Here is a 25,864-nt window from a genome sequence, read left to right as displayed (position 1 = left end):
GGACGGGCTGCACAGCAGCCCGTCCGGCGCTTGCGGACAAAGGGTTACCGCTACGAGTTGTACGTGCCCTGCGCCCGCTCCAGGCCGTCCACGATCAGCGTCTCGACCGCGTCCGCCGCCCGGTCCACCTCGAAGTCCAGCTCCTTGCGCTCGGTGGACGAGAAGTCCTTGAGCACGAAGTCGGCGACCTGCATACGACCCGGCGGCCGGCCGATCCCGAACCGCACCCGGCAGTAGTCCGGACCCAGCGCCTTGGTGATCGACTTCAGACCGTTGTGGCCGTTGTCGCCACCGCCCAGCTTCAGCCGCAGCTGCCCGTAATCGATGTCCAGCTCGTCATGGACGGCGACGATCCGCTCCACCGGCACCTTGTAGAAGTCCCGCAGCGCGGCCGTCGGACCACCCGACAGATTCATGAACGACATCGGCTTGGCGATGACCACCCGCCGACCGGCCGGACCCGGCGCACCGAGCCGGCCCTCGACGACCTGCGCCCGCGACTTGTGCGCCTTGAACTTCGCCCGCATGCGCTCCGCGAGCAGGTCCGCGACCATGAAGCCCACGTTGTGCCGGTTCGCCGCGTACTCGGGGCCGGGGTTGCCCAGGCCCACGACGAGCCAGGGACTCGTGTCGTCCGTCATCCGCATACCTCCTTATAGCCAACCGCCGCCCCGCTCCGTGCGGAGCGGGGCGGCGGCGGCAAAGAAATACCTGAGCAGGCGAGGATCAGGCCTCGGTGCTCTCGGCCTCGGCCGGGGCCTCGCCCTGGGCGGCCATGACCTGCAGGACGACGATGTCACCGTCGACGGCCAGGGTGGTGCCGGCCGGCAGGACGATGTCCTTGGCGAGGACGGAGTCACCGGCGGTGAGGCCCGCGATGTTGGCGGTGACGGACTCGGGGAGGTGGGTGGCCTCGGCCTCGACCGTCAGGGTGTTCAGGATGTGCTCGAGCAGGTTGCCGCCCGGGGCCAGCTCGCCCTCGGTGTGGACCGGGACCTCGACGGTGACCTTCTCGCCCTTGGAGACGACGAGCAGGTCGACGTGGACCAGGAAGCCCTTGAGCGCGTCACGCTGGACGGCCTTGGGGATGACCAGCTCGGTGCGGCCCTCGATGTCCAGGGCGAGCAGGGCGTTCGGGGTCTTGAGCGCCATCATGAGCTCGTGGCCCGGCAGGGTCACGTGGACCGGGTCGCCACCGTGGCCGTAGACGACGGCGGGAACCTGGGCGGCGGCACGGGCGCGGCGGGCGAAGCCCTTGCCGAACTCGCGGCGGATCTGTGCGGGGATCTTGACCTCGGACACGGGGCACTCCTCGTAAGCAATCGGATCTGACGGCCGTTACCCGGCCCACGACAGACCTTGCTACGAAGAGCGCGTCGATAACGGACCGCCGCACACTGCGAACAGCAGTGCGGCCTCCCTCGCCGAGCAACTCGATGAGTCTACCCGGCGGGAAGGCCGCACTGAAATCGATCAGACCGAAAGGCAGTTACGCCTGCTCGTCGAAGAGGCTCGTGACCGAACCGTCCTCGAAGACCTCACGCACCGCGCGGGCGATCGTCGGCGCCATCGACAGCACCGTGATCTTGTCGAGCTCCAGGTCGCTCGGGTCGGGCAGCGTGTTCGTGAAGACGAACTCGCTCACCTTGGAGTTCTTCAGACGGTCCGCGGCGGGACCGGACAGAATGCCGTGCGTGGCCGTCACGATGACGTCCTCCGCGCCGTTGGCGAACAGCGCGTCCGCCGCGGCGCAGATCGTGCCACCGGTGTCGATCATGTCGTCGACCAGGACACAGATGCGGCCCTTCACATCACCGACGACCTCGTGCACGGTGACCTGGTTGGCGACGTCCTTGTCACGACGCTTGTGCACGATCGCCAGCGGCGCGTCCAGACGGTCGCACCAGCGGTCGGCGACCCGCACCCGGCCGGCGTCCGGCGAGACGACCGTGAGCTTGGAACGGTCGACCTTCGCACCCACGTAGTCGGCGAGCACCGGCAGCGCGGAGAGGTGGTCCACCGGGCCGTCGAAGAAGCCCTGGATCTGGTCGGTGTGCAGATCGACCGTGAGGATCCGGTCGGCACCCGCGGTCTTCAGCAGATCCGCGATCAGACGGGCCGAGATCGGCTCACGACCACGGTGCTTCTTGTCCTGACGGGCATAGCCGTAGGACGGGATGATCACGGTGATGCTCCGGGCGGAGGCCCGCTTCAGAGCATCGATCATGATGAGCTGCTCCATGATCCACTTGTTGATGGGAGCCGTGTGGCTCTGCATCAGGAAGCAGTCGCCGCCACGCGCCGACTCCTGGAAGCGGACGTAGATCTCACCGTTGGCGAAGTCGAATGCCTTGGTCGGGACCAGGTCGACACCCAGCTGGTGCGCGACCTCCTCGGCAAGCTCGGGGTGGGCGCGGCCGGAGAAGAGCATCAGCTTCTTCTCGCCGGTCGTCTTGATCCCGCTCACAGCACAGTCTCCTTGGATGTCCATTTGTGTGCGCTTATCACGGTACGCCCCGCACGGCGTGCCCGTGTCACGATCACTGCTCGCCGTCGGGCTCCGGGCGAGCGGTGGAAGCGGCCTGTGCGGCCGCGCTTCCGGGACGCTTACGGGCGACCCAACCCTCGATATTCCGCTGCTGACCACGGGCGACAGCCAGCGAACCCGGGGGCACATCCTTGGTGATGACGGAGCCGGCGGCGGTGTACGCGCCGTCCCCGACCGTGACAGGAGCCACAAACATGTTGTCCGAACCGGTCCGGCAGTGCGAACCGATCGTCGTGTGGTGCTTGTTCACACCGTCGTAGTTCACGAAGACGCTCGCCGCGCCGATGTTGGTGTACTCACCGATGGTCGCATCCCCGACGTAGGAGAGATGCGGCACCTTGGTGCCCTCGCCGATGTCGGCGTTCTTCATCTCGACGTACGCCCCGGCCTTCGACTTACGGCCGAGCTTCGTACCCGGCCGCAGATACGCGTACGGACCGACGGTGGCCCCCTCGCCGATCAGCGCGCTGTCGGCGACGGTGTTGTCCACCACGGCGCCCGCGCCGACGGAGGTGTCCTTCAGGCGGCTGTTCGGGCCGACCTCGGCGCCCGTGGCGACGTGCGTCGCCCCCAGCAGCTGCGTACCGGGCTGGACGAGCGCGTCCGGCTCGAAGGTGACCGTGACGTCCACCCAGGTCGTGGCGGGGTCGACGACCGTCACACCGCTCATCATGGCGTCGTGCAGCAGCCGCTCGTTGAGCAGCTTGCGGGCCTCGGCGAGCTGGACGCGGTTGTTGATCCCCAGGATCTCCCGGTGGTCGCCCGCGACAGCCGCCCCCACCCGATGGCCGGCCTCGCGCAGGATGCCCAGCACATCGGTGAGGTACTCCTCACCCTGGCTGTTGTCCGTACGGACCTTGCCGAGCGCGTCGGTCAGCAGCTGGGCGTCGAACGCGAAGACCCCGGAGTTGATCTCACGGATGGCGCGCTGCGCGTCGGTGGCGTCCTTGTGCTCGACGATCGCGGTCACGGCGCCGCTGTCGTCGCGCACGATGCGGCCGTAGCCGGTGGAGTCGGGGACCTCGGCGGTCAGCACGGTGACGGCGTTGCCGTCGGCGGCGTGGGTGTCGCTGAGGGCCTTGAGCGTGGCGCCGGTCAGCAGGGGGGTGTCGCCGCAGACCACGACGACGGTGCCGTCGAGGGCGATCCCGCTGTCGCTCAGCGACTCCAGGCCCATCCGCACGGCGTGGCCGGTGCCGTTCTGCTCGTACTGGACGGCGGTGCGGGTGGCCGGGTCGATCTCCGCCAGATGCGCGCTCACCTGCTCGCGGGCGTGCCCGACGATCACCACGAGGTGCTCGGGGTCCAGCTCACGGGAGGCGGCGACGACGTGCCCGACGAGGGAGCGGCCGCAGATGGCGTGCAGGACCTTGGGGGTCGCCGACTTCATGCGGGTGCCCTCACCCGCTGCGAGGACGACGACGGCTGCCGGGCGGTTGGCGCTCACGGGTGTGCCCTTCGGCTTCGAGTGGTGGACACCCGAAGGATACCGGTGCGTATGTCGGCCGAAACGCGGGCGGGTCCTGACCTGGAGGTCAGGACCCGATATTCGAACATTCAGCTCCCCCGCCAGGACTTGAACCCGGACAGATGGCACCAAAAGCCACAGTGCTGCCAATTACACCACGGGGGATGGTATCGGCCTAAACCGGACATTACGTCAGGCTGTCGACCGCGACCCCAACACTATGCCGTACCACCAGCCTTCGATGCGACGGTATAGGTCAGCTCCGTCGAGAACGCGCACCGCTAGGCACCCGCGATAGCCCTCTCCGACGTTCTTGCGGACGGTCTTGGGGTTGTGTTTCTTGAGGCTCGTCTTGCAGAAGGCGCCGACATCGGCGCCGACGTGCTCGACCCAGAAGCGTTCCGCCTCGGCCACGTCGGCGGACTCGTGGACCATGAGGTGAAACCGCAGACGGCTCTGATCGATGTCGAGAAGGCGAAGCCAGGCCAAGTAAAGGCTGATCACGTCCGGGTCACTGTTGACGAAGTTGGCGCGCTCGCTCTGCCGGTAAGGCTTGCTCTTGGAGCCCTCGGCCCAGTAGAGCGCGACACCTGCGATGAACAGGTCGCGGTCCGTGACGTCACCTATTTCGCGAGCTGCGGTGTCCTTGGTCTGCTGGCGCTCCAGATCCCGCGCCTTGCGGAGTGGCCCCCAGCGGGCCTCGGCCATCATGCGGCAGTGCTCTGCCACCTTCCGTTCCGGCCTCGGAAGATCCCGCACCCACAGCGACACCGAACTCTTCGACACGCCGAGCTCCGCCACGATCTCGTCGTACGTCTTCCCCGCCCGCCGCAGCTCCCGTGCGCGGGCCTTCATGTCTGTTTTGGCTTGGACCATGCACCGAAGCCTCGTCGTACGTGCGTGCACATGTGCCGAAAATCTGGCTGATTCAACAGTTCGATGGAAAAGCTCGCTATTCGTCCTTGTTCGCACACCCTCCGTGCTGCCGCGCGCACCGGAAAACCGGTGGCCGCCGCCCTTAGTCTGGGAGGTATGACCACAACGGGGGCAATCGCGGAAGCGGGCGCGCGGGGCGCGCCCTCGGGGCCTTGGTGGTGGGCCCGACGGCGGGGCATGGCGCTGGATGTCGCACTGGCTTTGGTGTCGGTGCTGGAGTGTGTGCTGGAGGGGGTCCAGTTCGCCGACGAGCACGGGTTGCCGGGGGCGCTCGGGGCGGTGGTCGGGGTGCCGGTCGGTGCGTCGTTGCTGCTGCGGCGGCGGTGGCCGGTCGCCGTGGTGCTGCTGTCGATCGCGATCACGCCGGCGGAGATGGGTTTTCTGCTGAGCATCGTCGGCCTGTACACGCTGGCCGCGTCCGAGGTGCCGCGTCGGATCACGGCCGTGCTGGCCGGGGCGTCGCTGGTGGGGACGCTGATCGTGACGTTCGTGCGGTTCGAGCAGGACATGGCCCAGGACGGTTATCAGCCGGGCTTCTGGGTGGTCGTGGCGTTCACGGTGGCGATGGCGCTGGGGCTGACGGCTCCGCCCGTGCTGCTGGGGTTGTACGTGGGTGCGCGGCGTCGGCTGGTCGACAGTCTGCGGGAGCGGGCGGACGGGCTGGAGCGGGAGCTGTCGTTGCTGGCGGACCGGGCGGAGGAGCGGGCGGTGTGGGCCCGTAATGAGGAGCGCACCCGGATCGCGCGCGAGATGCACGACGTGGTGGCGCACCGGGTGTCGTTGATGGTGGTGCACGCGGCGGCGTTGCAGGCGGTGGCGTTGAAGGATCCGGAGAAGGCGTCGAAGAACGCGGGTCTGGTCGGTGACATGGGCCGGCAGGCGCTGACGGAGTTGCGCGAGATGCTCGGTGTGCTGCGGACGTCGTCGGACGGGGTGGTGGCGGAGAAGCCGGCGGCGGCGCAGACGCAGCGGTTGGCGGCGGTGGCGGCGGTGGCGTCGGCGCGGGTGTCGGCGGGTGCCACGGGTGGTCATGACGACGACGGTCATGACGACGACGGGGGCCCGGTCGGTGACGGTCCGTGTCTGGACGGTCTGGCGGATCTGGTGGGGCAGTCGCGGGCGGCGGGGATGGCCGTGGAGCTGTCGGTGGAGGGCGAGGAGCGGGCGTACGGGCGGCGGGTGGAGCGTACGGCGTACCGCGTGGTGCAGGAGGCCCTGACGAATGTCCACAAGCACGCCCCGGGCGCGAAGGCGCAGGTGCGGTTGGCGCATCGGGAGGGTGAGGTGGCGTTGCAGGTGGAGAACGGCCCGTCGGACGGTGGTGCGGACGCGGGGTTGCCGAGTGGTGGCAATGGTCTGGTGGGGATGCGGGAGCGGGTGTCCGCGCTGGGTGGGGTGTTCGTTTCGGGGCCGACGGAGGCGGGTGGTTTCCGGGTGTCCGCGGTGATTCCGGATCGGGTGCGGGCGGCCTGACGTTCGGGGTGTCCGGCGCTCCGGACGGAGCGCGGGGGTCAGCGGCGTCCGGCGGACAGTCGTGCGGGGCGGGTTCCGGTGACCAGGGTGCCGATGGCGTGGTCGATGTCGGGGCCGAGGTACCAGTCGCCGGTGTGGTCGAGGCTGTAGACGCGGCCGTGGGTGTCGATGGTGAGCAGGGCCTGGTTGTCGGCTTCCTGGCCGAGGGGGCAGACCTCGGTGCCGAGTGCGCGGCCGAGGTCGGCGACGGTGCGGGCGAGGTGGAGGCCGTGCAGGGGGTCGATGTGGAAGGGCGTGGGGGCGATGTGGCGGCCCGCGCCGGGGGCGGCGACGCGCAGTCCGCCGAATTCGGCCCAGGCTTCGACGGCGGCGGGGAAGACCGTGTGCCGGTGGCCGGCGGGGGAGACGTGGGCGCGTAGGGCGTCGGCCCAGTTCTCGGCGGCTTTGATGTCCCAGCGGCCGGGCTGCCAGCCGGCTTCGCGCAGGGCCGCGTCGACGGCTACGGGGAAGCGGGTGGCGGCGGTGCGGTCGAAGGCGCGCATGTGTGTCAGCTCTTGCCGTTGGTGGAGGCGGCGGGGTCGACGGACCGTACGCCGAAGTGGGTCAGGAGTGCGGTGCAGGAGCGGCAGGGGGGTGCGTAGCTGCCGTGCCGGGGGTCGCCGTCCTCGCGGATGTGGCGGGCGGTGAGTTTGGATTGTTTGAGTGCGCGCCGGGCTTCGCCGTGGGTGAGGGGTTTGCGGGCGGCACGTTTGCTGCGGCCGGTCTCGAAGGCGCTGAGGTAGCGGGTGAGGAGTACGGCTTCGGGGCAGCGGCCGGTGAAGCGTTCGCGTCGCTCGCTGGTGAGGGTGTCGAGGAAGTCCTGGACGAGCGGGTGGAGGGCGGGTGGCTGGTCGGATCTGCCCGCGGTGCAGGTGAGGGTCTCGCCGCGGACGGAGAGCGCGGCGGCGACGGCGGGGAGTATGCCGTCGCGGCGGTGGAGCAGCGCGGGGGCGCGGTCGGCGTCGTCGGTGGCGCTCCAGGTGAGCCGGGGGTCGCCCGGTGTGCCGCCGTCGGTGTGGCGGTCCTGCGTCGTGTGCATGGTGGTTCTTCCCTCCCGTGCAATCCCCCTGTTGCGGGGATCAGACTGCCAAATGGGATGCGGGGTGTGGAAGTCAGGGCGGTGTTGTGCGCGCGTCGTGTGACGGATGTGCTTGATGAGGTCAGGGGTGGTGAGGCTGTGCGGGCCCTTGGCGCACTGGGGGCGGGCGGGGTGGAACCGGAGGCTCCGCGCGGGCGGTGGCGGGGGCGGCCCTTGCGCCACCGCATAGGCTGTCCGCCACGAGGTGTCCTCGGCCATGGGGACACCGACCGGCCGAGCCGCCCCGTGGTCCGGCCGGGGATCTGGTGGCCCGCGGCGTCCGCCGCATCTGTCCGGGCCTCCAGGAGACACAGTCAGCAGGGGGCATCCGCCATGACGACAGGTCGGCTCGGGCAGCAAGCCGCGCCACCGAACACGGCCTACGCAGGGCAGGTCGTGCACTTCCCGGACCCGGTCCGGGCCAGCCGCTACCCCAAGGGCGTGCGGATGGACGACGACGGTTTCCCGGACTTCTCGCCGTACGCGCGTGCCGCCGCGGAGATCGCGGAGCCGCCGGAGGGTTTCGGCGTGGACGAGCTGCGGCTGACCGACTACGTGTCGGCCAACGCCGCCCTGCACGCGGACGGTCATGAGTTGTGGGCCAGTCTGCCGCCGGTGGCGACGCCGCACGGCTGGACGTGGCACCACTCGGTCCGCAACCGCCGTCTGGAACTGGTCCCGGTGGAGGTCAAGGCGCTGTTGCGGCACCACGGCGGGCTGGCGACGGCCCCGGTGGACCAGGACAAGCGCGGTACGCGGCCGTTGGCCGAGACCCGGCCGGTGCATTTCGCGCTGCCGCAGCGGGACCTCGCGGTCTCGGAGGAGCAGGTGCGGGGTGTCGAGGAGGACCTGGGCTACCGGCTGCCGGGCGCCTACCGGGCGTTCCTGAAGGCGGCCGGCGGCTGCGCCCCGGTGGGTGCCGCGCTGGACGCGGAGCTGGGGCTGCTGCTGGACCAGCCGTTCTTCACGGTGCGGGACGAGGCGGCGGTCAACGACCTCGTGTACGTCAACAAGTGTCTGCGCGACCACTTCACCAAGGACTATCTGGGTGTGGGGTTCGTGCAGGGCGGCGTGATCGCGGTCAAGGTGAAGGGCGAGGCGATCGGGTCGGTGTGGTTCTGCCCGTACGACGACGCCCGTGACCAGGACGGTTTGACGGTGCAGGAGCGGGTGGAGCGGTTGCTGTTGCCCTGCGGTGAGGATTTCGACGCGTTTCTCTCCCGGCTGGCGGGTGGCCCGCCGGAGCTGGAGACCGTGGCGAACCTGATGGTGGACGGCGGCTTCGCTTACGCCGTCCCGGTGGAGGGGTGAGCGCGATGGTGACGTTCGCGCAGGCGCAGGAGCGCGCGGAGCGCTGGGTCAACGGCGACGTACCGGCGTATCTGCACCGTGAGGTGCGGGTGCGGGAGTTCGATCTGGGCTTCGTGGCCTGGGCCGAGGACCGTGCGGACTGTCCGACGGCGGACGGCGGACGGGTGCGCCTGGTGATCGCCCGTGACAGCGGGGAGACCACGCTGTGGCCGGGGCTGCCGGTGGGTGAGGTGATCCGTCGGTACGAAGAGGAGTACGGGGCTGTGGACGAGTCGGTACCGGTGGCGGACACTCCGCCGAAGCGGTTGGACCTGGAGGCGACGTCGTTCCTGCTGAGTCCGCCGCAGTGGTTGCAGGACGCGGCGGACGCGATCGGGATCCCGGACCGGAGGTCCGGGTCCTCGTCTTCCTCCTCGTCCCCCTCGTCTTCCTCCGACGCCTCGTCGTCCTCCTCGGCCGCTGCGGACGCCCCGTCCGTGCCCGCCGCCCGTGCGGACGAGGGCCGGCTGCCCGCCGAGGCCCCTGTTCCGGCGGCCCCTGTTCCGGCGACCCCGGCTACTCCTGCGGCCCCTGTTCCGGCTCCTGTTCCGACGGGGGCGACGCCGTGGGCCGGTGCCGACACGAACACGGGGGCGGACGACAGCGACCGTTCGGTCGGTCTGCCCGCCACGGTCTTCGCGCCCGCGCTGGAGGACACCGCCGCGCCGGACGCCGCGTCGCCCGCCGTGCCGGCGGACGCCAAGACGGCGCTGATGGCCGCGGGCAGTGCGCTGCCCCGTACGGCGATCGCGCCCGCGATCGATGACCCCGCCGCGCCTGTTCCCGCCGCGCCCGCGCCCGTTGCGGCTCCCGAGCCGCCGTCGGCTCAGCCGCCGGCCGCCCCGCCGCAGGCCGCTCAGCCGCAGGCGCAGCCGAGCGCACCGCCGAGTGCGCCTCCGGCCGCGCCGCCGGCCGCCCCGCCGGCCGCGCCGCCGGGTGGGTACGTACGCACGCAGCTCGTTTCGCAGCTCGATGACAGCCTCGGCGCGGGTATCCCCGGCGCGGCGAACGCGCCGGGCGGTGCGCAGGCGCCCGGTGCGCCGGTGCCGCCCGGTGCCCCGGGCACGCCGCCCGCCTTCCCGGGTGCTCCCGGTCAGCCTCCCGCCGCCGCGTACCCGGGTCAGCCCGGTGCGCAGCCTCCGGCGGCGCCCGCTCCCGGTCAGCCGCAGGGTGTGCACGCGGCGGCGACGATGCTCGCGGGTCCCGGTACCCCGGGCGCTCCTGCTGCCCCGGTGCCTCCCGGCCCGCCCGGTGCCCCCGGTGCTCCCGGGCACGGTCAGCCCGGCCGTCCGCAGGCGCCCGGCGCCCCGGGGCAGCCCGGTGCGCAGCCTCCGGCGGCGCCCGCTCCCGGTCAGCCGCAGGGCGTCCACGCGGCGGCGACGATGCTCGCCGGGCCGGGCACGCCGGGCATGCCGGGTGCGCCGGGCCGGCCTCCCGCTGCCCCGATGCCGCCGGCGGCCCCCATGGGTGCCGCGGCTCCCGCCGCCCCGGGTGGGTACGGGTATCCGCAGGCCGCTCCCACCGGGCTGCCGACCGTGGGGCCCGGTTACATGGCCGTGCTGCGCTATCGCGCGCAGGACGGTTCCGAGCAGCAGATCATCCGGCGCAGCGCGCCGGGTACGCCGCATCCCGAGTGGCAGATTCTGCATGAGCTGCGGGCGATGAACGTGCCGCCGCAGCAGGTGCTGGAGTTGCACACGGAGCTGGAGTCGTGTGATCTGCCCGGTGGTTACTGCGCCCGGATGGTGCGGGAGACGTGGCCGCAGGTGCGGATCAGTCATACGGCCGCGTACGGGCGGGACCATCTGACGCGACAGCAGGGTGTGCGGCACCTGGTGGAGCATCAGGGCGAGCTGCACCAGGTCGCGGACGGGCCGGCGCGTCCGGCGCCGAACCGGGTGCCGTTGCCGCACCCGAGCCAGGTGCAGCAGGCGCCGCCGGTCGCCCCGGACGGCATCGCGCGTGAGCTGGTGGAGGCGTTCGGCCCGCAGGGGATCTTCCGTTTCGACCAGCGGGCGGTCTCGCGTCAGGGTGTGCCGGACATCGTGGCGCAGACGTTGGTGTGGGCGGGTCTGCCGGTCGACTTCGGTCCGTTCTTCTGGGGGCAGGCGCAGCCTGGCCGTCCGGTGCCGACGCTGGCGGAGCTGGCGGCGGAGCGCGGGGTGCGGCCGTCGCCGGACGCGGGTTCGTATCTCGTCATGGGCAGTGATTTCGGCCGTCAGTTGTGTGTGCAGTACGGGACGGCGCACATCGTGGCGGTGCCGGTGGAGGCGGGTCCGGACGGTGGTTCGGTGGCGCCGCAGTTCGTCAACACGAGCCTGCCTCAGTTCGTACGCTGTTTGGCGCTGCTCGGGAAGATGTGGCGTTGGCGCTACGGGCTGACGCCGGAGCAGGCCGGGCGCTGGACCGTGGATTTCCAGGCTCAGCTCATGGCGTTGGACCCTGCGGCACTGTCGTCGCCGGAGAACTGGTGGGCCGTACTGCTGGAGCAGATGTGGGACGGTCTTTTCTAGCGACCGGCCATGCGTAGGTGAGGGCACAGGGCGCTCGACCCGGGTGAGGGGTCGGGCGCCCTGCGTCGTGGGTCGGCGCATCCTTGAGAGATATAAGGGGCGGAGTGTCGCGTTTTGGGCGCTTCGATGGTCCAGGAAATGATGTGCGCCGGATTGCGTCGCATACCGGATATCCGGATATAAGGGGCTTCAAGGATGAGTGCATCGGTGTCTCCTGACGGTTTCACTGTCGTGCGGGGCCGCGGCTACCGGCCTGAGCAGGTCGAGCGCGCGTCGGCGGAGTTCGCGCGCCAGCGGGACGGGGCGTGGGAGCGGGTGGCGCGACTGACCGTGCTCGCACGGGAGATGGAGAGCGAGGTGGAGCGCCTCGCTCAGGTGGTGGCGCAGCTTCCGCCGCAGACGTACGAGTCGCTCGGTTCGCGGGCCCAGGGGCTGCTGACCACCGCGGAGGCCGAGGCGGCGGGTCTGCGGGAGCGCGCCGAGGCGGCGGCGGCCGAGCTGCGGGAGGCCGCCGAGGCCCATGGCCGCGTGGTCCGGGACGAGGCGCACGCCCACGCCGTGGCGGTGAAGGCGGAGGCGGAGGGCTGGGCGCGGCAGGCGGTGCTGGCGGCGCAGTCCGCGGCGGACGAGCTGCGGGCGGAGGTGCGCCGGGAGGTCAAGGCACGGCGGGGGGAGTCGCTGGCGGCGCTGCGGGAGATGCGGCAGCACACGGCGGGTCTGCTGGCGGAGCAGGAGAAGGACCAGGCCGAGCGGTGGGACGCGGCGGGCCGCGAGATCGCCGAGCGGGAGGCGGCGATGGACGTGCGGGTGGCCGCCCTGGAGGAGTACGCGCGTTCGACGCTGGGGGAGGCGCAGCGCCGGTACGCGGAGGCGGAGGAGGCCGCGCGGCACGGTCAGGAGGACGCGGAGGCGCAGGCGGGGGCGTTGCTCGCGCAGGCGCGGGTGCGCGAGGAGCGCATCAACCGGGAGACCGAGCGGCTGCTGCGGGAGCACGAGGAGCGCCGCGAGGAGCTGCGCTCGCACATGGCGCACGTGCGGCACAGTCTGGCGGCGTTGACGGGCAAGCCCGTCGCCGAGGACGCGGGCACGGGCGATCTGTAGGAGCCGGCGCGGGGCCCCGCGATCCCGTGTCGTCCGCGCCCTCGCTGCGCGGTGGTGTCCTCAATCGCCGGACAGGCTGACGGCTGAGCTCAGCCCAATCCAGCCCGTCCGGCGTTTGAGGACGCGCCCGCAGGGCGCCCGCCGCCGCAGGCGGCAAAGTCGGCCCGCAGCCGAAGACCCGCCACGGTGCGGTGTCAGGCCTTCGGGGTGGCGCTCGGCTGCTGCGAGGCCTCAGCCGCCTTCACGTGCAGGTGCACGAGGAGGACCTGATCATCGGTGGTGACGATGCGGATGGTGAAGGCACCGGACAGGTCGTCGGCGAAGAACTCCGGCAGTTCGATCTGCCCGTTCCCGTCAGTCTTGCCAAGGTCGAACTTGCGGACCGGCTTGCCGTTCTTGTCCTTGAAGTAGGGGCCGGTCTTGACGGCCTTCTCGCCGTTGGCGGAGGCCACGGTGGCGGTCATGCCGATGCCGGCCACGGCCTTGCCGTCCTTGGAGGCCTGGATCACGACCTTGCAGGTGAAGGGGCTGTTCGGCTGGACCTCAGCGCACTCGTTGCCCACGCGCTCGATCTTGTCGGCGTGTGGTGCCGGGGCGGGCTTGACGGTCGCGTTGAAGTCGACGGGCGTGACGCCGTCCTTGCCCTCGACGGTGGCGCGCAGGGGGAACTGCCCGGCCACCTCGCCCGCGAGGATGCTCGGCGAGGTGGCGATGCCGTCCTTGAGCGTCGTGGCGGTGACCTTCTTGGAGCCGCCCAGGAAGCGGGCCTCGGTGCTCTCGCCGACGATCTCGAAGACCACCCGGGTGCCCGCGACCGGCTTGCCGGCCTTGTCGAGGGCCTTTACGCTCGCGCGCTCCTCAAAGACAGCGCCCGTTGTGGTCTCCCACTTGGCCGCGCCGATCCGCTCCAGGCGGGTGACGGGTGACGGCTTCGGCTTGGTGGGGTCGGGCTTCGGCTCGGGCTTCGGGGTCGGCTTCTGCGGGTCCGGCTTCGGATCCGGCTTCGGCGTGGGCTTGTTCGGGCCGGGCTTCTGTGGTGTCGGGGTCTGCCTGCCCGGGCTGGGCTTGTTGCTCGGCGGTGTCGTCGTCGGGCCGGTCCCGGGCGTGGTGCCGGGAGAGGGCGTGTTGGGGCTCCTGCCCGGGGTGTCGCCTGACGGGTTGTGCGGGGTGGCCGGGGTGTCGTCGGGCACCGTGCCCACGTTGCCGCTCTGGTACGTGCGCATCCAGGCCAGGACGGCGTTGACGTACTCGCGGGACTGGTTGTAGCTCAGCACGGCCTTGTCGAGGTCGGCGCTGCTGTTCAGGTCCCGGTTGTTCGCGCAGAGGTAGTGGGCGGTGCCCAGCGCGGCGTCGAAGATGTTGTTGGGGTCCTTGATGCCGTCGCCGTTGCCGTCGGCGCCCGACATCTCCCAGGTGGAGGGGATGAACTGGGTCGGGCCGACGGCCCGGTCGTACTCGGTGTCGCCGTCCCAGCGGCCCTTGTCGGTGTCCCGGATCTCGGCGAACTGACCGCCGGTCAGCCGGGGGCCGCGGATCGGCGTCTCGGTCGAGCCGTCGCTGCGCAGCCCGTAACCGCTGGCGTGCACCGACTCCACGCGGCCGATGCCCGCGATCAGCTCCCACGGGATGTGGCACCCCGGCAGCTGGGTCGCGGCGAGGCGCGCGGCGTTCTGATAAGCGGCCAGGGCGGTCTTGGGGATGCCCGTGTTGCCGTCCGGGGTATCGCCGCCGGTGCCGCCGCCGGGCTTGCCGGCGTTGCCCGGCTTCTTCGGGGCGAGGTCGGGCAGGGCGAGGTTGGGCACGCCGTGCGGCTTGCCCTGGGGGTCGGAAGGTCTGGGTGAGGATTCGTCGGCACCGGCGGTGTTGTGCGGCGGGCTGACGCCGACAGCCGCCGTGAGGCTGGCGACGAGCAGAGCAGTGCACAGTCCCTGCCGGGAGACGCTGGCAGCGCGAGTACGAAGTATCTTCACGGAGGCTGCTTCCTTGGGAGACCGACTGGCCGGTGCGAGGGGGGTCGCACGTGCCCCCCACGGCCATAGACCCGAACACTAATTCCCTCTGGCCCCAATTGTCTTGTCCCGGGACTGGCTTCACGTATTCTTCGCTCTTCGTTCCCCCCAAGGGGCCCGTTTCCCCCCTGTTACCCCCTGTCTTCGACTGTTCGTCCGCCCCCGCGACCCCGAGACGGCGGCGGCTCGGCGGGGCCCGTCCCCTAGGGGTGGATCCGTACATCCCCCCAGACCCGGCTCGTACCGCAGCAGGATGCTTCGGGCGAGGGCGATATCTAGCCTTTTTATGGGTGGCCGGAGGGGTGCCGGTAGGGCTGGCACCACCCCCAACACAGGGACGAGCACCATCGTGGCCGCGCCCGGATTCCCGCAGGCTTTGAGTCGTGCCACCCCGCCCGTGGCGGGACGCACCCGGGCACGACGATTTGCGACACGACGCGTCGCGCAGACATAGGAGACCTACCGTGAAAACGGCTGTATCGATTCCCACGACCGGGGGCAGTGGAGGACATGCGGCCGTCGCGGCGAGGGCCCGTCAGGTCCTCAAGGCGTACGGCGCGGGGGAGACCCGGGTCGTCGCCCTCGACCATGTGGACGTGGACATCGCCCGCGGGCAGTTCACGGCCATCATGGGCCCGTCCGGTTCCGGCAAGTCGACGCTGATGCACTGCCTGGCCGGCCTCGACACCGTCACCTCCGGGCAGATATTCATCGACGAGACCGAGATCACCGGGCTCAAGGACAAGAAGCTCACCCAGCTGCGCCGGGACCGGATCGGTTTCATCTTCCAGGCGTTCAACCTGCTGCCGACGCTGAACGCCCTGGAGAACATCACGCTCCCCATGGACATCGCCGGCCGCAAGCCGGACCGGGCGTGGCTGGACCGCGTTGTGGAGACCGTGGGCCTCGCGGGCCGCCTCAAGCACCGGCCCAACCAGCTCTCCGGCGGCCAGCAGCAGCGCGTCGCCGTGGCCCGGGCGCTCGCCGCCCGGCCCGAGATCATCTTCGGTGACGAGCCCACCGGAAACCTGGACTCGCGGGCCGGCGCCGAGGTGCTGGGCTTCCTGCGCCGGTCGGTCGACGAACTGGGCCAGACCATCGTCATGGTCACCCACGACCCGGTGGCCGCCTCGTACGCGGACCGGGCGCTGTTCCTGGCGGACGGGCGGATCGTCGACGAGATGCACCAGCCGACCGCCGACCTGGTCCTGGAGCGGATGAAGCACTTCGACGCGCGCGGGCGGGTGTCATGACCGTCCTTCGGACCTCGCTGCGCAACTTCCTCGCCCACAAGGGCCGGATGGCGCTGTCCGCCGTCGCTGTGCTGCTGTCGGTGGCATTCGTCTGCGGCACGCTCGTCTTCACCGACACCATGACCGCCACGTTCGACAAGCTCTTCGCCTCCACCGCCTCCGACGTCAGCGTCGCCGCGCCGAAGAACGACGACGCCCAGCAGACCGGCAGGCCGCAGACCGTCCCCGCGTCCCTGAAGGCGAAGCTCGCCGCGGCCGACGGGGTCGCGAAGGTCGAGCCGCACGCCACCAACCAGCAGATCACCGCCGCCGACGCGAAGAACAAAAGCATCAGCCCCAGCTCCGGCGCCCCCACCGTGGGCACCAACTGGGACGGCAGCCAGAAGAAGTCCGTCGACATCACCAGCGGCCACGAGCCGCGCGGCCCCACCGAGGTCGTCCTCGACTCCGACACCGCCGACAAGCACGGTCTGGAACTGGGCGACACCCTGCGCGTGATGGCCGCCCCGGGCGACTTCAAGGTCACGATCACCGGTCTCGCCACCTACCGGACCACCAACCCGGGCGCGGCGATCCTCTACTTCGACACCGCGACCGCCCAGAGCAAGCTCCTCGGCACCACCACCGGCTACAGCAGCTACGGCCTGACGGCCGCCGCCGGCGTCAGCGACGAGCAGCTCAAGAAGAACGTCACCGCCGCCATCGGCACCGGCTACACCGTGCACACCGCCGCCGAGACGAAGGCGGAGAACAAGAAGGACGTCGGTTCCTTCCTCGACGTCATGAAGTACGCGCTGCTCGGCTTCGCCGGCATCGCCGTGCTCGTCGGCATCTTTCTCATCGTCAACACCTTCTCCATGCTGGTCGCCCAGCGCACCCGGGAGATCGGCCTGATGCGGGCCATCGGCTCCAGCCGCAAGCAGATCAACCGGTCGGTGCTGGCCGAGGCGTTGCTCCTCGGCGTCGTCGGCTCGCTCCTCGGCATCGGTGGCGGCATCGCCCTGGCCGTCGGGCTGATGGAGCTCATGGGCTCCATGGGCATGAAGCTCGACACCTCCGAGCTGACCATCAAGGCCACCACGCCGCTGGTGGGCCTCGCGATCGGTGTCGTCGTCACCGTCCTCGCCGCCTACCTCCCCGCCCGCCGGGCCGGGAAGATCTCGCCCATGGCCGCCCTGCGCGACGCGGGCACCCCCGCCGACGGCAAGGCCGGCAAGGTACGCGCCGCCATCGGTCTGCTGCTCACCGGCGCGGGCGCCGCCGCTCTCGTCGCGGGCGGCTCGGCGGACCAGGCGCAGGCGGGCTCGGCGTTCCTGGGCCTGGGCGTGCTGCTGACCCTCGTCGGCTTCGTCGTCGTCGGTCCGCTGCTGGCGTCCGTCGTCGTCCGCGGCCTCAGCGTGGTCGTGCTGCGCCTCTTCGGCCCCGTCGGCCGTCTCGCCGAGCGCAACGCGCTGCGCAACCCGCGGCGTACGGGCGGCACGGCCTCCGCCCTGATGATCGGCCTCGCCCTCGTCGCCGCCCTCTCGGTGGTCGGCTCCTCCATGGTCGCCTCGGCCACGGACCAGCTCGACAAGTCGGTCGGCGCGGACTTCATCGTCGGCGGCGACAGCGGACCGCTGAGTCCCGCCATGGTCAAGGCCGTCCGGACGGCGGACCACATCGCGCACTTCACCGAGTACACCGGCGTCAACGCGAAGATCACCACCCCGGACGGCACCACCGCCACGGAACAGCTGACCGCGGCCACGCCCACGTACGCCCAGGACCTGCGGATCGAAACGGTCCGCGGCAAGCTGGCGGACGCCTACGCCAAGGACGCCATGTCGGTGCCCGAGGGCTGGGCGAAGGACCACGGCGTCACGATGGGCGACCGGCTGACCGTCGCCATGGTCGACGGCCGGACGGCGAAGCTGAAGGTCAACGCGATCACCACGGACGACACCACGTTCGACAAGGGCGCGATGTACACGGACATCGCCACCGCCAAGCGGTACCTCCCGGCGGACAAGCTCCCGGCGACCTCGATGATGTTCGCCAAGGCGGTGGACGGTCAGGAGAAGGAGGCGGCCGCGTCCCTGAAGGCGGCGGCCCGGGACTACCCGCAGATCGAGGTCCGTGACCAGGCCGACTACAAGGAGCTCATCAAGGGCCAGGTCGACCAGCTGCTCAACATGATCTACGGCCTGCTGGCCCTCGCCATCATCGTCGCGGTCCTGGGCGTCGTGAACACCCTCGCCCTGTCGGTCGTCGAGCGGACCCGCGAGATCGGCCTGATGCGCGCCATCGGCCTCTCCCGCCGCCAGCTGCGCCGCATGATCCGCCTGGAGTCGGTGGTCATCGCCCTCTTCGGCGCCCTGCTGGGCCTCGGCCTCGGCATGGCGTGGGGCATGACGGCCCAGAAGCTGCTGGCACTGCAGGGCCTGGGAATCCTGGAGATCCCCTGGCCGACGATCACCGCGGTCTTCCTCGGCTCGGCACTGGTGGGCCTGTTCGCCGCCCTGGTCCCGGCGTTCCGGGCGGGCCGGATGAACGTCCTGAACGCGATCGCCACGGACTGACCGCAGGCGGGGGGAACGGACCCGGCCCGGACGCGCCACGGGGGTGCGCGTCGGGGCCGGGCCTTTTCCGTCAGACGGGGAAGATCGACTTGAGGTCGATCTCCACGGGGAAGGGCACCTCGGTGCGGAAGCGGTCCGTGTGTACGGCGCCTTCGGGGCGGCTCGCCGGCTTGTAGACGCCGGTCGGGTGGTCCAGCCAGAACTCGTGGAGGACCGGCAGATTGTCCTCGCCACGCTCCACCCGCCAGTAGTGCGGAATGCCCGCCTCGGCATACAGCGCGGGCTTGCGGAAGCGGTCGTCGGACCGGGAGCCGTGCGACACCACCTCGAGGGCCAAGGAAACGGCGCCGACGGGCACGCATTCCAGTGTGAAGAAGTCGAGTCCGGAGCGGTCGTAGACGATCACATCGGGCTTGGGCGGGTTGTATTCGTCGATCATGATGCAGCGCTCGGCCTCCGCCTCGTACGGATCCTCTCGCGCCTGGTCCAGCTGTACATACAGCCTGTTCCGCACCCTGTCGTGCCAGTGATTCGTCATCCCCCGGGGCACGATCACTCCATCCACGAGTTCCCAGTCGAACGGCAGATCCAGGTCTTTGACCTGGTCATACGTCCAGCCCTTGGACGGCGGGTGCATCCAGTCGATCGGCTCGGCGGTCACGTGCCACCTCCCTTGCTGTCGCTGCGATCCAGCCTAGCCGCGCCCCGCCCCGGGCGAATCGTTCCGGCGGTGGCTGTCGGCCCGCCGTCGTAGGCTGGGGGCACCCCGGCCCGTAATCCACGTGTCGGGTGGTTCGCGTTGCCCACCCCCTGCACTCCTTTGTTCACATCGGGACGGAAGCCCCTCATGAGCCTGCACGGTCTGCTCGACGCCGTCGTCAATGATCCGGCGCTCGCCGAAGCGGTGAAGGCCGCGGCCGACGGGAACCGGCCGCATGTCGATCTCGTCGGCCCGCCCGCCGCGCGCCCCTTCGCCATCGCCGCCCTCGCGCGGTCCGCCGGGCGGCCCGTGCTGGCCGTCACCGCCACGGGGCGGGAGGCCGAGGACCTGGCGGGCGCCCTGCGGTCGCTGCTGCCGCCCGACGGCGTCGTGGACTTCCCGTCCTGGGAGACGCTGCCGCACGAGCGGCTGTCGCCGCGCTCGGACACCGTCGGCCGGCGGCTCGCCGTGCTGCGCCGCCTCGCGCACCCGAGCAAGGACGACCCGGCCGCCGGGCCCGTCAGCGTCGTCGTCGCACCCGTGCGGTCCGTGCTGCAGCCGCAGGTCAAGGGGCTCGGTGAGCTCGAGCCCGTCGCGCTGCGCAGCGGACAGAGCGCGGACCTCGGCGAGATCACCGAGGCGCTGGCCGCCGCCGCGTACGCCCGGGTCGAACTGGTGGAGAAGCGCGGCGAATTCGCCGTCCGCGGCGGGATCCTGGATGTGTTCCCGCCCACCGAGGAGCACCCGCTGCGCGTGGAGTTCTGGGGCGACGACGTCGAGGAGATCCGTTACTTCAAGGTCGCCGACCAGCGGTCCCTGGAGGCCGCCGAGCACGGCCTGTGGGCGCCGCCCTGCCGGGAGCTGCTGCTGACCGACGCCGTGCGGGCGCGGGCCGCGGAGCTCGCGGAGCAGCACCCCGAGCTCGGCGAGCTGCTCGGGAAGATCGCCGAGGGCATCGCGGTGGAGGGCATGGAGTCCCTCGCCCCGGCCCTGGTGGACGACATGGAACTGCTGCTCGACGTCCTTCCCGCCGGGTCCATGGCGGTCGTCTGCGACCCCGAGCGGGTGCGGACCCGCGCCGCGGACCTCGTCGCGACGAGCCAGGAGTTCCTCCAGGCGTCCTGGGCGGCCACGGCGGGCGGCGGCGAGGCGCCCATCGACGTCGACGCGGCGTCCCTGTGGGGCATCGCGGATGTCCGGGACCGGGCCCGTGAGCTGGGCATGATGTGGTGGTCGGTCAGTCCCTTCGCCGCGGACGAGGAGGAGGCGGACGGTGACACCCTCAAGCTCGGCATGCACGCCCCCGAGGTCTACCGCGGTGACACCGCCCGCGCCCTGGCCGACACCAAGGGCTGGGTCGCCGACGGCTGGCGCACGGTGTTCCTCACCGAGGGCCACGGCCCCGCGGCCCGTACGGTCGAGGTGCTCGGCGGCGAGGGCATCCCCGCCCGCCTCGACGCCGACCTCGCCGAGCTGTCCCCGTCCGTCGTCCATGTCTCCTGCGCGAGCCTCGACAGCGGTTTCGTCGACCCCGGGCTGAAGATCGCGGTGCTGACCGAGACCGATCTGACCGGGCAGAAGTCGGCGAGCAAGGAACTGGGCCGGATGCCGGTCCGCCGCCGCAAGACGATCGACCCGCTGACGCTCCAGACCGGTGACTACATCGTCCACGAGCAGCACGGCGTCGGCCGCTACATCGAGATGGTGCAGCGCACCGTGCAGGGCGCGACCCGCGAGTACCTGCTGGTGGAGTACGCGCCGGCCAAGCGCGGCCAGCCCGGCGACCGGCTCTACATCCCGACCGACCAGCTGGAGCAGGTCACCAAGTACGTCGGCGGCGAGGCCCCGACGCTGCACCGGCTCGGCGGCGCGGACTGGACGAAGACCAAGGCGCGCGCGAAGAAGGCCGTCAAGGAGATCGCCGCCGACCTGATCAAGCTGTATTCGGCGCGGATGGCCGCCCCCGGGCACTCCTTCGGCGCGGACACCCCCTGGCAGCGGGAGCTGGAGGACGCCTTCCCCTACGCGGAGACCCCCGACCAGCTCACCACCATCGCCGAGGTCAAGGAGGACATGGAGAAGTCCGTCCCCATGGACCGCCTGGTCTGCGGCGACGTCGGCTACGGCAAGACGGAGATCGCGGTCCGGGCCGCGTTCAAGGCGGTGCAGGACGGCAAGCAGGTGGCCGTGCTGGTGCCGACCACGCTGCTGGTGCAGCAGCACTTCGGCACGTTCTCCGAGCGGTACGCGCAGTTCCCGGTGGTCACCAAGGCGCTGTCCCGCTTCCAGAGCGACACCGAGGCGAAGGCGGTCCTGGAGGGGCTGCGGGACGGCTCGGTCGACATCGTCATCGGCACCCACCGGCTGTTCTCCTCCGAGACCAAGTTCAAGGACCTCGGCCTCGTCATCGTGGACGAGGAGCAGCGCTTCGGCGTGGAGCACAAGGAGCAGCTGAAGAAGCTCCGCGCCAACGTCGACGTGCTGACGATGTCGGCCACCCCCATCCCCCGCACGCTGGAGATGGCGGTCACCGGCATCCGTGAGATGTCGACGATCACCACGCCGCCGGAGGAGCGGCACCCGGTGCTGACCTTCGTCGGCCCGTACGACCAGAAGCAGATCGGCGCCGCCATCCGGCGGGAACTGCTGCGCGAGGGCCAGGTCTTCTACATCCACAACCGGGTGGAGTCCATCGACCGGGCGGCCGCACGGCTGCGCGAGATCGTCCCGGAGGCGCGGATCCAGACGGCGCACGGGCAGATGGGGGAGAGCGCCCTGGAGCAGGTCGTGGTCGACTTCTGGGAGAAGAAGTTCGACGTGCTGGTCTCCACGACGATCGTGGAGTCGGGCATCGACATCTCCAACGCCAACACCCTGATCGTCGAGCGCGGCGACAACTTCGGTCTGTCGCAGCTGCATCAGCTGCGCGGTCGGGTCGGCCGCAGCCGCGAGCGGGGTTACGCCTACTTCCTCTACCCGCCGGAGAAGCCGCTCACCGAGACCGCGCACGAGCGGCTCGCCACCATCGCCCAGCACACGGAGATGGGCGCGGGCATGTACGTGGCGATGAAGGACCTGGAGATCCGCGGCGCGGGCAATCTGCTCGGCGGCGAGCAGTCCGGGCACATCGCGGGCGTCGGCTTCGACCTCTACATCCGCATGGTCGGCGAGGCCGTGGCGGACTACCGGGCCTCGGTGGAGGGCGGGGTGGAGGAGGAGCCGCCGCTGGAGGTGAAGATCGAGCTGCCGGTCGACGCGCACGTCCCGCACGACTATGCGCCGGGTGAGCGGCTGCGCCTCCAGGCGTACCGGGCGATCGCCTCGGCCAACAGCGAGGCGGACATCAAGGCCGTCCGCGAGGAGCTCACCGACCGCTACGGCAAGCTGCCGGAGCCGGTGGAGAATCTGCTGCTCGTCGCGGGTCTGCGGATGCTGGCCCGCGCGTGCGGGGTCGCGGACATCACGCTCCAGGGCCCGAATGTGCGCTTCGGCCCGGTCGAGTTGCGCGAGTCCCAGGAGCTGCGGCTCAAGCGTCTCTATCCGCGTACGGTCATGAAGCCGGCCACCCATCAGATCCTCGTGCCGCGTCCGGCGACGCGGCCCATCGGCGGCAAGCCGCTGGTCGGCCGGGAACTGCTGGCGTGGACGGGCGAGTTCCTGACGACGATTCTGGGTTCGTAGCGAGGGCTCGTGAGGGCTCGTAGCGAGGGTTCGTAGCGAGCCTTCGGCGCCCGTGGTCGCGCGTTTCCCTGTGAGGGGGGCGCGGCCACGGGCGCTGTTCCAAGGGTGGATGTGCGCCTTCGCGCTGTTTGTGACCGTCTGTACCGGGACAAATTTCCTACGGCCCGGTGGGCGGTCCATGTCATCCGACGGTCACCGGAGCTCGTTCGCGCCGCCACCTCACAGACGGGACGACTCCCTTGCCTCGGTCCACGCTGTCCGCGTCCGCCGTCCTCGCCGCCGCACTCCTCGCCGTCGCCGGTTGTTCCTCGGAAGGGGGGAAGGGCGGGGACGCCAAGGGCGGTGAGGGTTCCGCCCTGAAGACGGTGTCCACCCTGACGGTCAAGGGGCGGGAGTCCATGTCGGGTTACACCCGGACGAAGTTCGGCCAGCCCTGGGCGGACACCGACGGGAACAAATGCGGCACCCGGGACGACATCCTCAAACGCGACCTGTCGGAGGTGAAGTTCGGCGACGGCCGCTGCACGGTCACCTCCGGCACGCTCACCAAGGACCCGTACACGGGGAAGTCGGTCCGCTTCGAGCGGGGGAAGAGCAGGATAGACATCGACCACGTCGTCGCCCTGTCCGACGCGTGGCAGAAGGGTGCCCGCGGGTGGGACCCGGCCAAGCGCGTCGCCCTCGCCAACGACCCGCTCAACCTGATAGCCGCCGACGCCTCCGCCAACCGCAGCAAGGGCGACGGCGACACGGCGAAGTGGCTGCCGGAGAACGAGGCCTACCGCTGTGAGTACGTCGCCCGTCAGGTGGCGGTGAAGAAGAAGTACGGCCTGTGGGTGACCGACGCGGAGAAGGCGGCCATGGTGAAGGTCCTCTCCGCCTGTCCCTCCCGCAAGCCGCCCACCGGGGGCAACCCCACCACGGCGCCGACCCGCTTCACGACCAGGTAGCGGACCGGGTGGCGGATCGGACAGCCGAAAGACCCTGTCGGCCGGTCACACCGGCCGACAGGGGCCTCGTCACAATCAGGAGCGTGCGGTCGCCGAGGACGGTTTGGGGGTGCCCGGCGCGCTCCCCAGGGGGACGTACCAGGCCTTCCCGGCCCGTTCGAGGGCCAGCCGGTGCCGGTAAGGGCGGCCCTTGCCGTCGGTGCCCCGGATGACGACGTCCGCGAAGTCGGGGCCGAATTCGTGGTTCACCGCCACGTCCTCGACCTTCACCCCCCGGCCGCCCTCGCGGGTGACGATGCCGCGGGCCTCCTTCTTCGCGCCCTCGTCGCGAGGACACCACCGCGCAGCGGGGGTGTGCACGACGTCGGACAGGCGCCCTAGGCGATCCGCTTCAGCACGACGTAACCGCCCTCGCCGCCGAGGACGCCGAAGCGCGAGCCGGGATGGCGCCGCTGGGCCTCGGCGGCCAGCTCCTGGGGCGGCTTGCCGTCGGTGACGTGCTGGGCGACGTAGTCGGGGACGACGCCCCGGGTGTCCCCGATCCACAGCACCCGGCAGCGGGAGACGAGCCGGCTTATCGGACCGACGTCCGCTTCCACGACGGAACCGTCGGGGATGCGGGCCAGCAGGCGTTCGGTCGCCTTCACGCCCTCGGATATCCGGTACGTGTCGGGCTCGGTCAGCCCGTACAGCGGCAGTGAGGCGCTCAGCGCGAGCGCCGCCGCGAGCACGGCGGTCGGCAGCTGGTGCGCGTAGCGGCGCAGCCACGGGCGCCGGCTGCGCCGGGCCGTGGCCAGCGCGTCGACGAGGGCGAGGAAGACGACGGGCATCAGCACGGCGCTGTAGTGCCAGTCGGTGCCCCAGTAGTGCTCCTCGTGGGAGAGGAACCGCCAGCCCAGCGTCGGCAGCGCGACGATCAGCAGCGGCGAGCGCAGCGCCAGCAGCCCGGTGGTGGGCAGCAGCACCCACAGCAGGGTGCGGACGGCGGTGTCGAGGGGGATGGTGGCGGTGGGGCCGGTGCCGTTGACCTTGTTCCAGTAGTCGTACGAGCCGCCGGAGTTGAAGCCCGGGATGATGAGGCCGACGGTGACGGCGAGGGCGGCGAGCCCGAACGCCACCAGCCCGACGGCGAGCGCCGTCGCGCGCGGGTCGCGCTTCGTGCCGCGCAGCCGCACGAGGATCAGCACCCCGATGGCCGCCGCCGTGACACCAAGGTCCTCCTTGACGAGGACGAGCGGCACCGCCCACCACACCGCGGCCCGCCACCGCCGGCGCACCACCGCCTCCAGGGAGAAGGCCAGCAGCGGCATGGCGAAGGCGATCTCGTGGAAGTCGAAGTCGACCGCGCGCTGCACCCCCCACGACAGTCCGTACGCGACGCCGACTGCCAGGCCGCGCGCCCGGCCCAGCAGCCCGGCCGCGAGCCGGGTGACGGGCACGGCGGACAGCGCGAACAGCGCGGCCTGGACGACGAGCAGCGTGACGGGGCCGGGGAAGACGCGGTAGAAGGGCGCGATCAGGGCGGTGACCGGGCTGAAGTGGTCGCCGAGGATGTGGGTGCCGGGCCCCTTGAGGTCCGCGACGGGCGCCTGGAGATGGGCGTAGGCGCGTATCGCCTGCTCGAAGATGCCGAGATCCCAGGACATGGTGAGCATCCGCCGGTGCCGGCAGACCGACACCGCGGTGAACAGGACGAAGAGGACGGCCCCCAGCCAGTACGGGTCGGCGCGCGGCCCGCGCAGGGCGGCGGCGCGCGGCGCGGCCTTGGACTTCATGGACCGGGCCGGGCTCCGGCCCGGTGCCGAGACGGCGGCTGCGGCCGAATCCATGGGCGGTCCTGTCCTCTCTATAGCGCGGTGTCATAACGCGGTGTCCGGTGAGCCGCCGGAGCCACGGGACGCGCCGGGCGAATGTCGAAAAGATACGCGAAAGCGACCGGGGCCGGTCGGGAGCCGATCCCCGGCCCGAAGGGTCCGCCCCTTCTCCGGCCCCTCCCCGAAGACGACTCCCGGGCGGTGGCGGTTCACTCGGGGCGGCTTTCGCGACGCACCTCACGCCACCACCGCTGCGCGGCGGCGGTGTCCTCCACCGCCGGACGGGCTCGATGTGGCTGGGCTCAGCCAAAACCAACCAATCACGGGAGGGGGGGGGGAAACACCAGGGGAAAAAACCACCAAGAAAACAGAAAGGCAAACCAACCACAGGTA

The 25,864-nt window shown here is 71.0% G+C and carries 19 protein-coding genes and 1 tRNA gene; 8 read left to right on the top strand and 12 right to left on the bottom strand.

Annotated features, from left to right (window positions below):
- Positions 1 to 50: 50 nt before the first annotated feature.
- The 6 genes from pth to ACZ53N_RS06410 all read right to left on the bottom strand — a co-directional run bounded on the left by pth (position 51) and on the right by ACZ53N_RS06410 (position 4,871).
- Positions 51 to 641 carry an aminoacyl-tRNA hydrolase gene (gene pth / locus ACZ53N_RS06435; RefSeq protein ID WP_469139808.1) on the bottom strand — a complete coding sequence of 197 codons (591 nt, stop codon included), beginning with the start codon at positions 639 to 641 and terminating at the stop codon, positions 51 to 53.
- A gap of 85 nt (positions 642 to 726) precedes the next feature.
- Positions 727 to 1,302: a 50S ribosomal protein L25/general stress protein Ctc gene (locus ACZ53N_RS06430; protein ID WP_469139807.1), complete on the bottom strand. Its 576-nt coding sequence runs from the start codon at positions 1,300 to 1,302 to the stop codon at positions 727 to 729.
- Positions 1,303 to 1,489: 187 nt separating this feature from the next.
- Positions 1,490 to 2,467: a ribose-phosphate diphosphokinase gene (locus ACZ53N_RS06425; RefSeq protein ID WP_469139806.1), complete on the bottom strand. Its 978-nt coding sequence runs from the start codon at positions 2,465 to 2,467 to the stop codon at positions 1,490 to 1,492.
- 73 nt (positions 2,468 to 2,540) lie between these two features.
- A complete protein-coding gene (glmU, locus tag ACZ53N_RS06420) occupies positions 2,541 to 3,995 on the bottom strand; it encodes a bifunctional UDP-N-acetylglucosamine diphosphorylase/glucosamine-1-phosphate N-acetyltransferase GlmU (RefSeq protein ID WP_469139805.1) in 1,455 nt (484 codons plus the stop codon).
- Between the two features lie 114 nt (positions 3,996 to 4,109).
- Positions 4,110 to 4,181 (bottom strand) — tRNA-Gln (locus ACZ53N_RS06415).
- A 27-nt stretch (positions 4,182 to 4,208) separates the two neighbouring features.
- Entirely contained in the window at positions 4,209 to 4,871 is a 663-nt protein-coding gene (locus ACZ53N_RS06410) for a hypothetical protein (protein WP_469139804.1), read from the bottom strand.
- A 177-nt stretch (positions 4,872 to 5,048) separates the two neighbouring features.
- Here ACZ53N_RS06410 and ACZ53N_RS06405 point away from each other — a divergent pair, with 177 nt between their 5' ends.
- Complete coding sequence (locus tag ACZ53N_RS06405) at positions 5,049 to 6,425, top strand: sensor histidine kinase (protein ID WP_469139803.1); 1,377 nt, start codon at positions 5,049 to 5,051, stop codon at positions 6,423 to 6,425.
- Positions 6,426 to 6,463: 38 nt separating this feature from the next.
- On the opposite strand, the gene ACZ53N_RS06400 is transcribed toward ACZ53N_RS06405, so the two are convergent.
- Both ACZ53N_RS06400 and ACZ53N_RS06395 read right to left on the bottom strand, forming a co-directional pair.
- On the bottom strand, positions 6,464 to 6,967 hold the full coding sequence (locus ACZ53N_RS06400; protein WP_469139802.1) for an SUKH-3 domain-containing protein: 504 nt from the start codon (positions 6,965 to 6,967) through the stop codon (positions 6,464 to 6,466).
- A 5-nt stretch (positions 6,968 to 6,972) separates the two neighbouring features.
- The gene (locus ACZ53N_RS06395; protein WP_469139801.1) at positions 6,973 to 7,503 is read right to left on the bottom strand and encodes a YwqJ-related putative deaminase; all 531 of its coding nucleotides are present in this window, start codon (positions 7,501 to 7,503) and stop codon (positions 6,973 to 6,975) included.
- 372 nt (positions 7,504 to 7,875) lie between these two features.
- Between ACZ53N_RS06395 and ACZ53N_RS06390 the strand changes: the two genes are divergently transcribed.
- From ACZ53N_RS06390 to ACZ53N_RS06380, 3 genes are all read left to right on the top strand, one after another.
- A complete protein-coding gene (locus ACZ53N_RS06390; RefSeq protein ID WP_469139800.1) occupies positions 7,876 to 8,853 on the top strand; it encodes an SMI1/KNR4 family protein in 978 nt (325 codons plus the stop codon).
- Positions 8,854 to 8,858: 5 nt separating this feature from the next.
- Complete coding sequence (locus tag ACZ53N_RS06385; protein ID WP_469139799.1) at positions 8,859 to 11,405, top strand: SUKH-4 family immunity protein; 2,547 nt, start codon at positions 8,859 to 8,861, stop codon at positions 11,403 to 11,405.
- 207 nt (positions 11,406 to 11,612) lie between these two features.
- Complete coding sequence (locus ACZ53N_RS06380) at positions 11,613 to 12,506, top strand: cellulose-binding protein (protein WP_469139798.1); 894 nt, start codon at positions 11,613 to 11,615, stop codon at positions 12,504 to 12,506.
- 194 nt (positions 12,507 to 12,700) lie between these two features.
- On the opposite strand, the gene ACZ53N_RS06375 is transcribed toward ACZ53N_RS06380, so the two are convergent.
- Complete coding sequence (locus tag ACZ53N_RS06375) at positions 12,701 to 14,476, bottom strand: lytic transglycosylase domain-containing protein (protein ID WP_469139797.1); 1,776 nt, start codon at positions 14,474 to 14,476, stop codon at positions 12,701 to 12,703.
- 503 nt (positions 14,477 to 14,979) lie between these two features.
- Here ACZ53N_RS06375 and ACZ53N_RS06370 point away from each other — a divergent pair.
- Both ACZ53N_RS06370 and ACZ53N_RS06365 read left to right on the top strand, forming a co-directional pair.
- Entirely contained in the window at positions 14,980 to 15,768 is a 789-nt protein-coding gene (locus tag ACZ53N_RS06370) for an ABC transporter ATP-binding protein (RefSeq protein ID WP_469139796.1), read from the top strand.
- Positions 15,765 to 18,326: an ABC transporter permease gene (locus ACZ53N_RS06365; protein ID WP_469139795.1), complete on the top strand. Its 2,562-nt coding sequence runs from the start codon at positions 15,765 to 15,767 to the stop codon at positions 18,324 to 18,326. The genes ACZ53N_RS06370 and ACZ53N_RS06365 overlap by 4 nt, the downstream gene beginning before the upstream one ends.
- A gap of 70 nt (positions 18,327 to 18,396) precedes the next feature.
- Here the strand turns inward: ACZ53N_RS06365 and ACZ53N_RS06360 are convergent, their stop codons facing one another.
- A complete protein-coding gene (locus ACZ53N_RS06360; RefSeq protein WP_469139794.1) occupies positions 18,397 to 18,987 on the bottom strand; it encodes a Uma2 family endonuclease in 591 nt (196 codons plus the stop codon).
- A gap of 186 nt (positions 18,988 to 19,173) precedes the next feature.
- Here ACZ53N_RS06360 and mfd point away from each other — a divergent pair, with 186 nt between their 5' ends.
- Entirely contained in the window at positions 19,174 to 22,707 is a 3,534-nt protein-coding gene (gene mfd, locus ACZ53N_RS06355; RefSeq protein WP_469139793.1) for a transcription-repair coupling factor, read from the top strand.
- 239 nt (positions 22,708 to 22,946) lie between these two features.
- Complete coding sequence (locus ACZ53N_RS06350) at positions 22,947 to 23,657, top strand: HNH endonuclease family protein (RefSeq protein ID WP_469139792.1); 711 nt, start codon at positions 22,947 to 22,949, stop codon at positions 23,655 to 23,657.
- A gap of 75 nt (positions 23,658 to 23,732) precedes the next feature.
- Here the strand turns inward: ACZ53N_RS06350 and ACZ53N_RS06345 are convergent, their stop codons facing one another.
- The gene (locus ACZ53N_RS06345) at positions 23,733 to 24,017 is read right to left on the bottom strand and encodes a hypothetical protein (RefSeq protein WP_469139791.1); all 285 of its coding nucleotides are present in this window, start codon (positions 24,015 to 24,017) and stop codon (positions 23,733 to 23,735) included.
- A gap of 17 nt (positions 24,018 to 24,034) precedes the next feature.
- Positions 24,035 to 25,486 carry a DUF2079 domain-containing protein gene (locus ACZ53N_RS06340; RefSeq protein ID WP_469139790.1) on the bottom strand — a complete coding sequence of 484 codons (1,452 nt, stop codon included), beginning with the start codon at positions 25,484 to 25,486 and terminating at the stop codon, positions 24,035 to 24,037.
- Between the last annotated feature and the right edge of the window lie 378 nt (positions 25,487 to 25,864).

The organism is Streptomyces sp. NPDC033229 (genome assembly GCF_055576875.1).
This window is presented reverse-complemented; position numbering and strand designations above follow the sequence as displayed.

Bases quoted from the DNA above. Each gene is read 5' to 3' on its own strand.
- ACZ53N_RS06405 (WP_469139803.1), top strand. From the start codon at position 5,049: ATGACCACAACGGGGGCAATCGCGGAAGCGGGCGCGCGGGGCGCGCCC.
- ACZ53N_RS06390 (WP_469139800.1), top strand. From the start codon at position 7,876: ATGACGACAGGTCGGCTCGGGCAGCAAGCCGCGCCACCGAACACGGCC.
- ACZ53N_RS06340 (WP_469139790.1), bottom strand. From the start codon at position 25,486: ATGGATTCGGCCGCAGCCGCCGTCTCGGCACCGGGCCGGAGCCCGGCC.
- ACZ53N_RS06400 (WP_469139802.1), bottom strand. From the start codon at position 6,967: ATGCGCGCCTTCGACCGCACCGCCGCCACCCGCTTCCCCGTAGCCGTC.
- mfd (WP_469139793.1), top strand. From the start codon at position 19,174: ATGAGCCTGCACGGTCTGCTCGACGCCGTCGTCAATGATCCGGCGCTC.
- ACZ53N_RS06395 (WP_469139801.1), bottom strand. From the start codon at position 7,503: ATGCACACGACGCAGGACCGCCACACCGACGGCGGCACACCGGGCGAC.
- pth (WP_469139808.1), bottom strand. From the start codon at position 641: ATGACGGACGACACGAGTCCCTGGCTCGTCGTGGGCCTGGGCAACCCC.
- ACZ53N_RS06365 (WP_469139795.1), top strand. From the start codon at position 15,765: ATGACCGTCCTTCGGACCTCGCTGCGCAACTTCCTCGCCCACAAGGGC.
- ACZ53N_RS06385 (WP_469139799.1), top strand. From the start codon at position 8,859: ATGGTGACGTTCGCGCAGGCGCAGGAGCGCGCGGAGCGCTGGGTCAAC.
- ACZ53N_RS06410 (WP_469139804.1), bottom strand. From the start codon at position 4,871: ATGAAGGCCCGCGCACGGGAGCTGCGGCGGGCGGGGAAGACGTACGAC.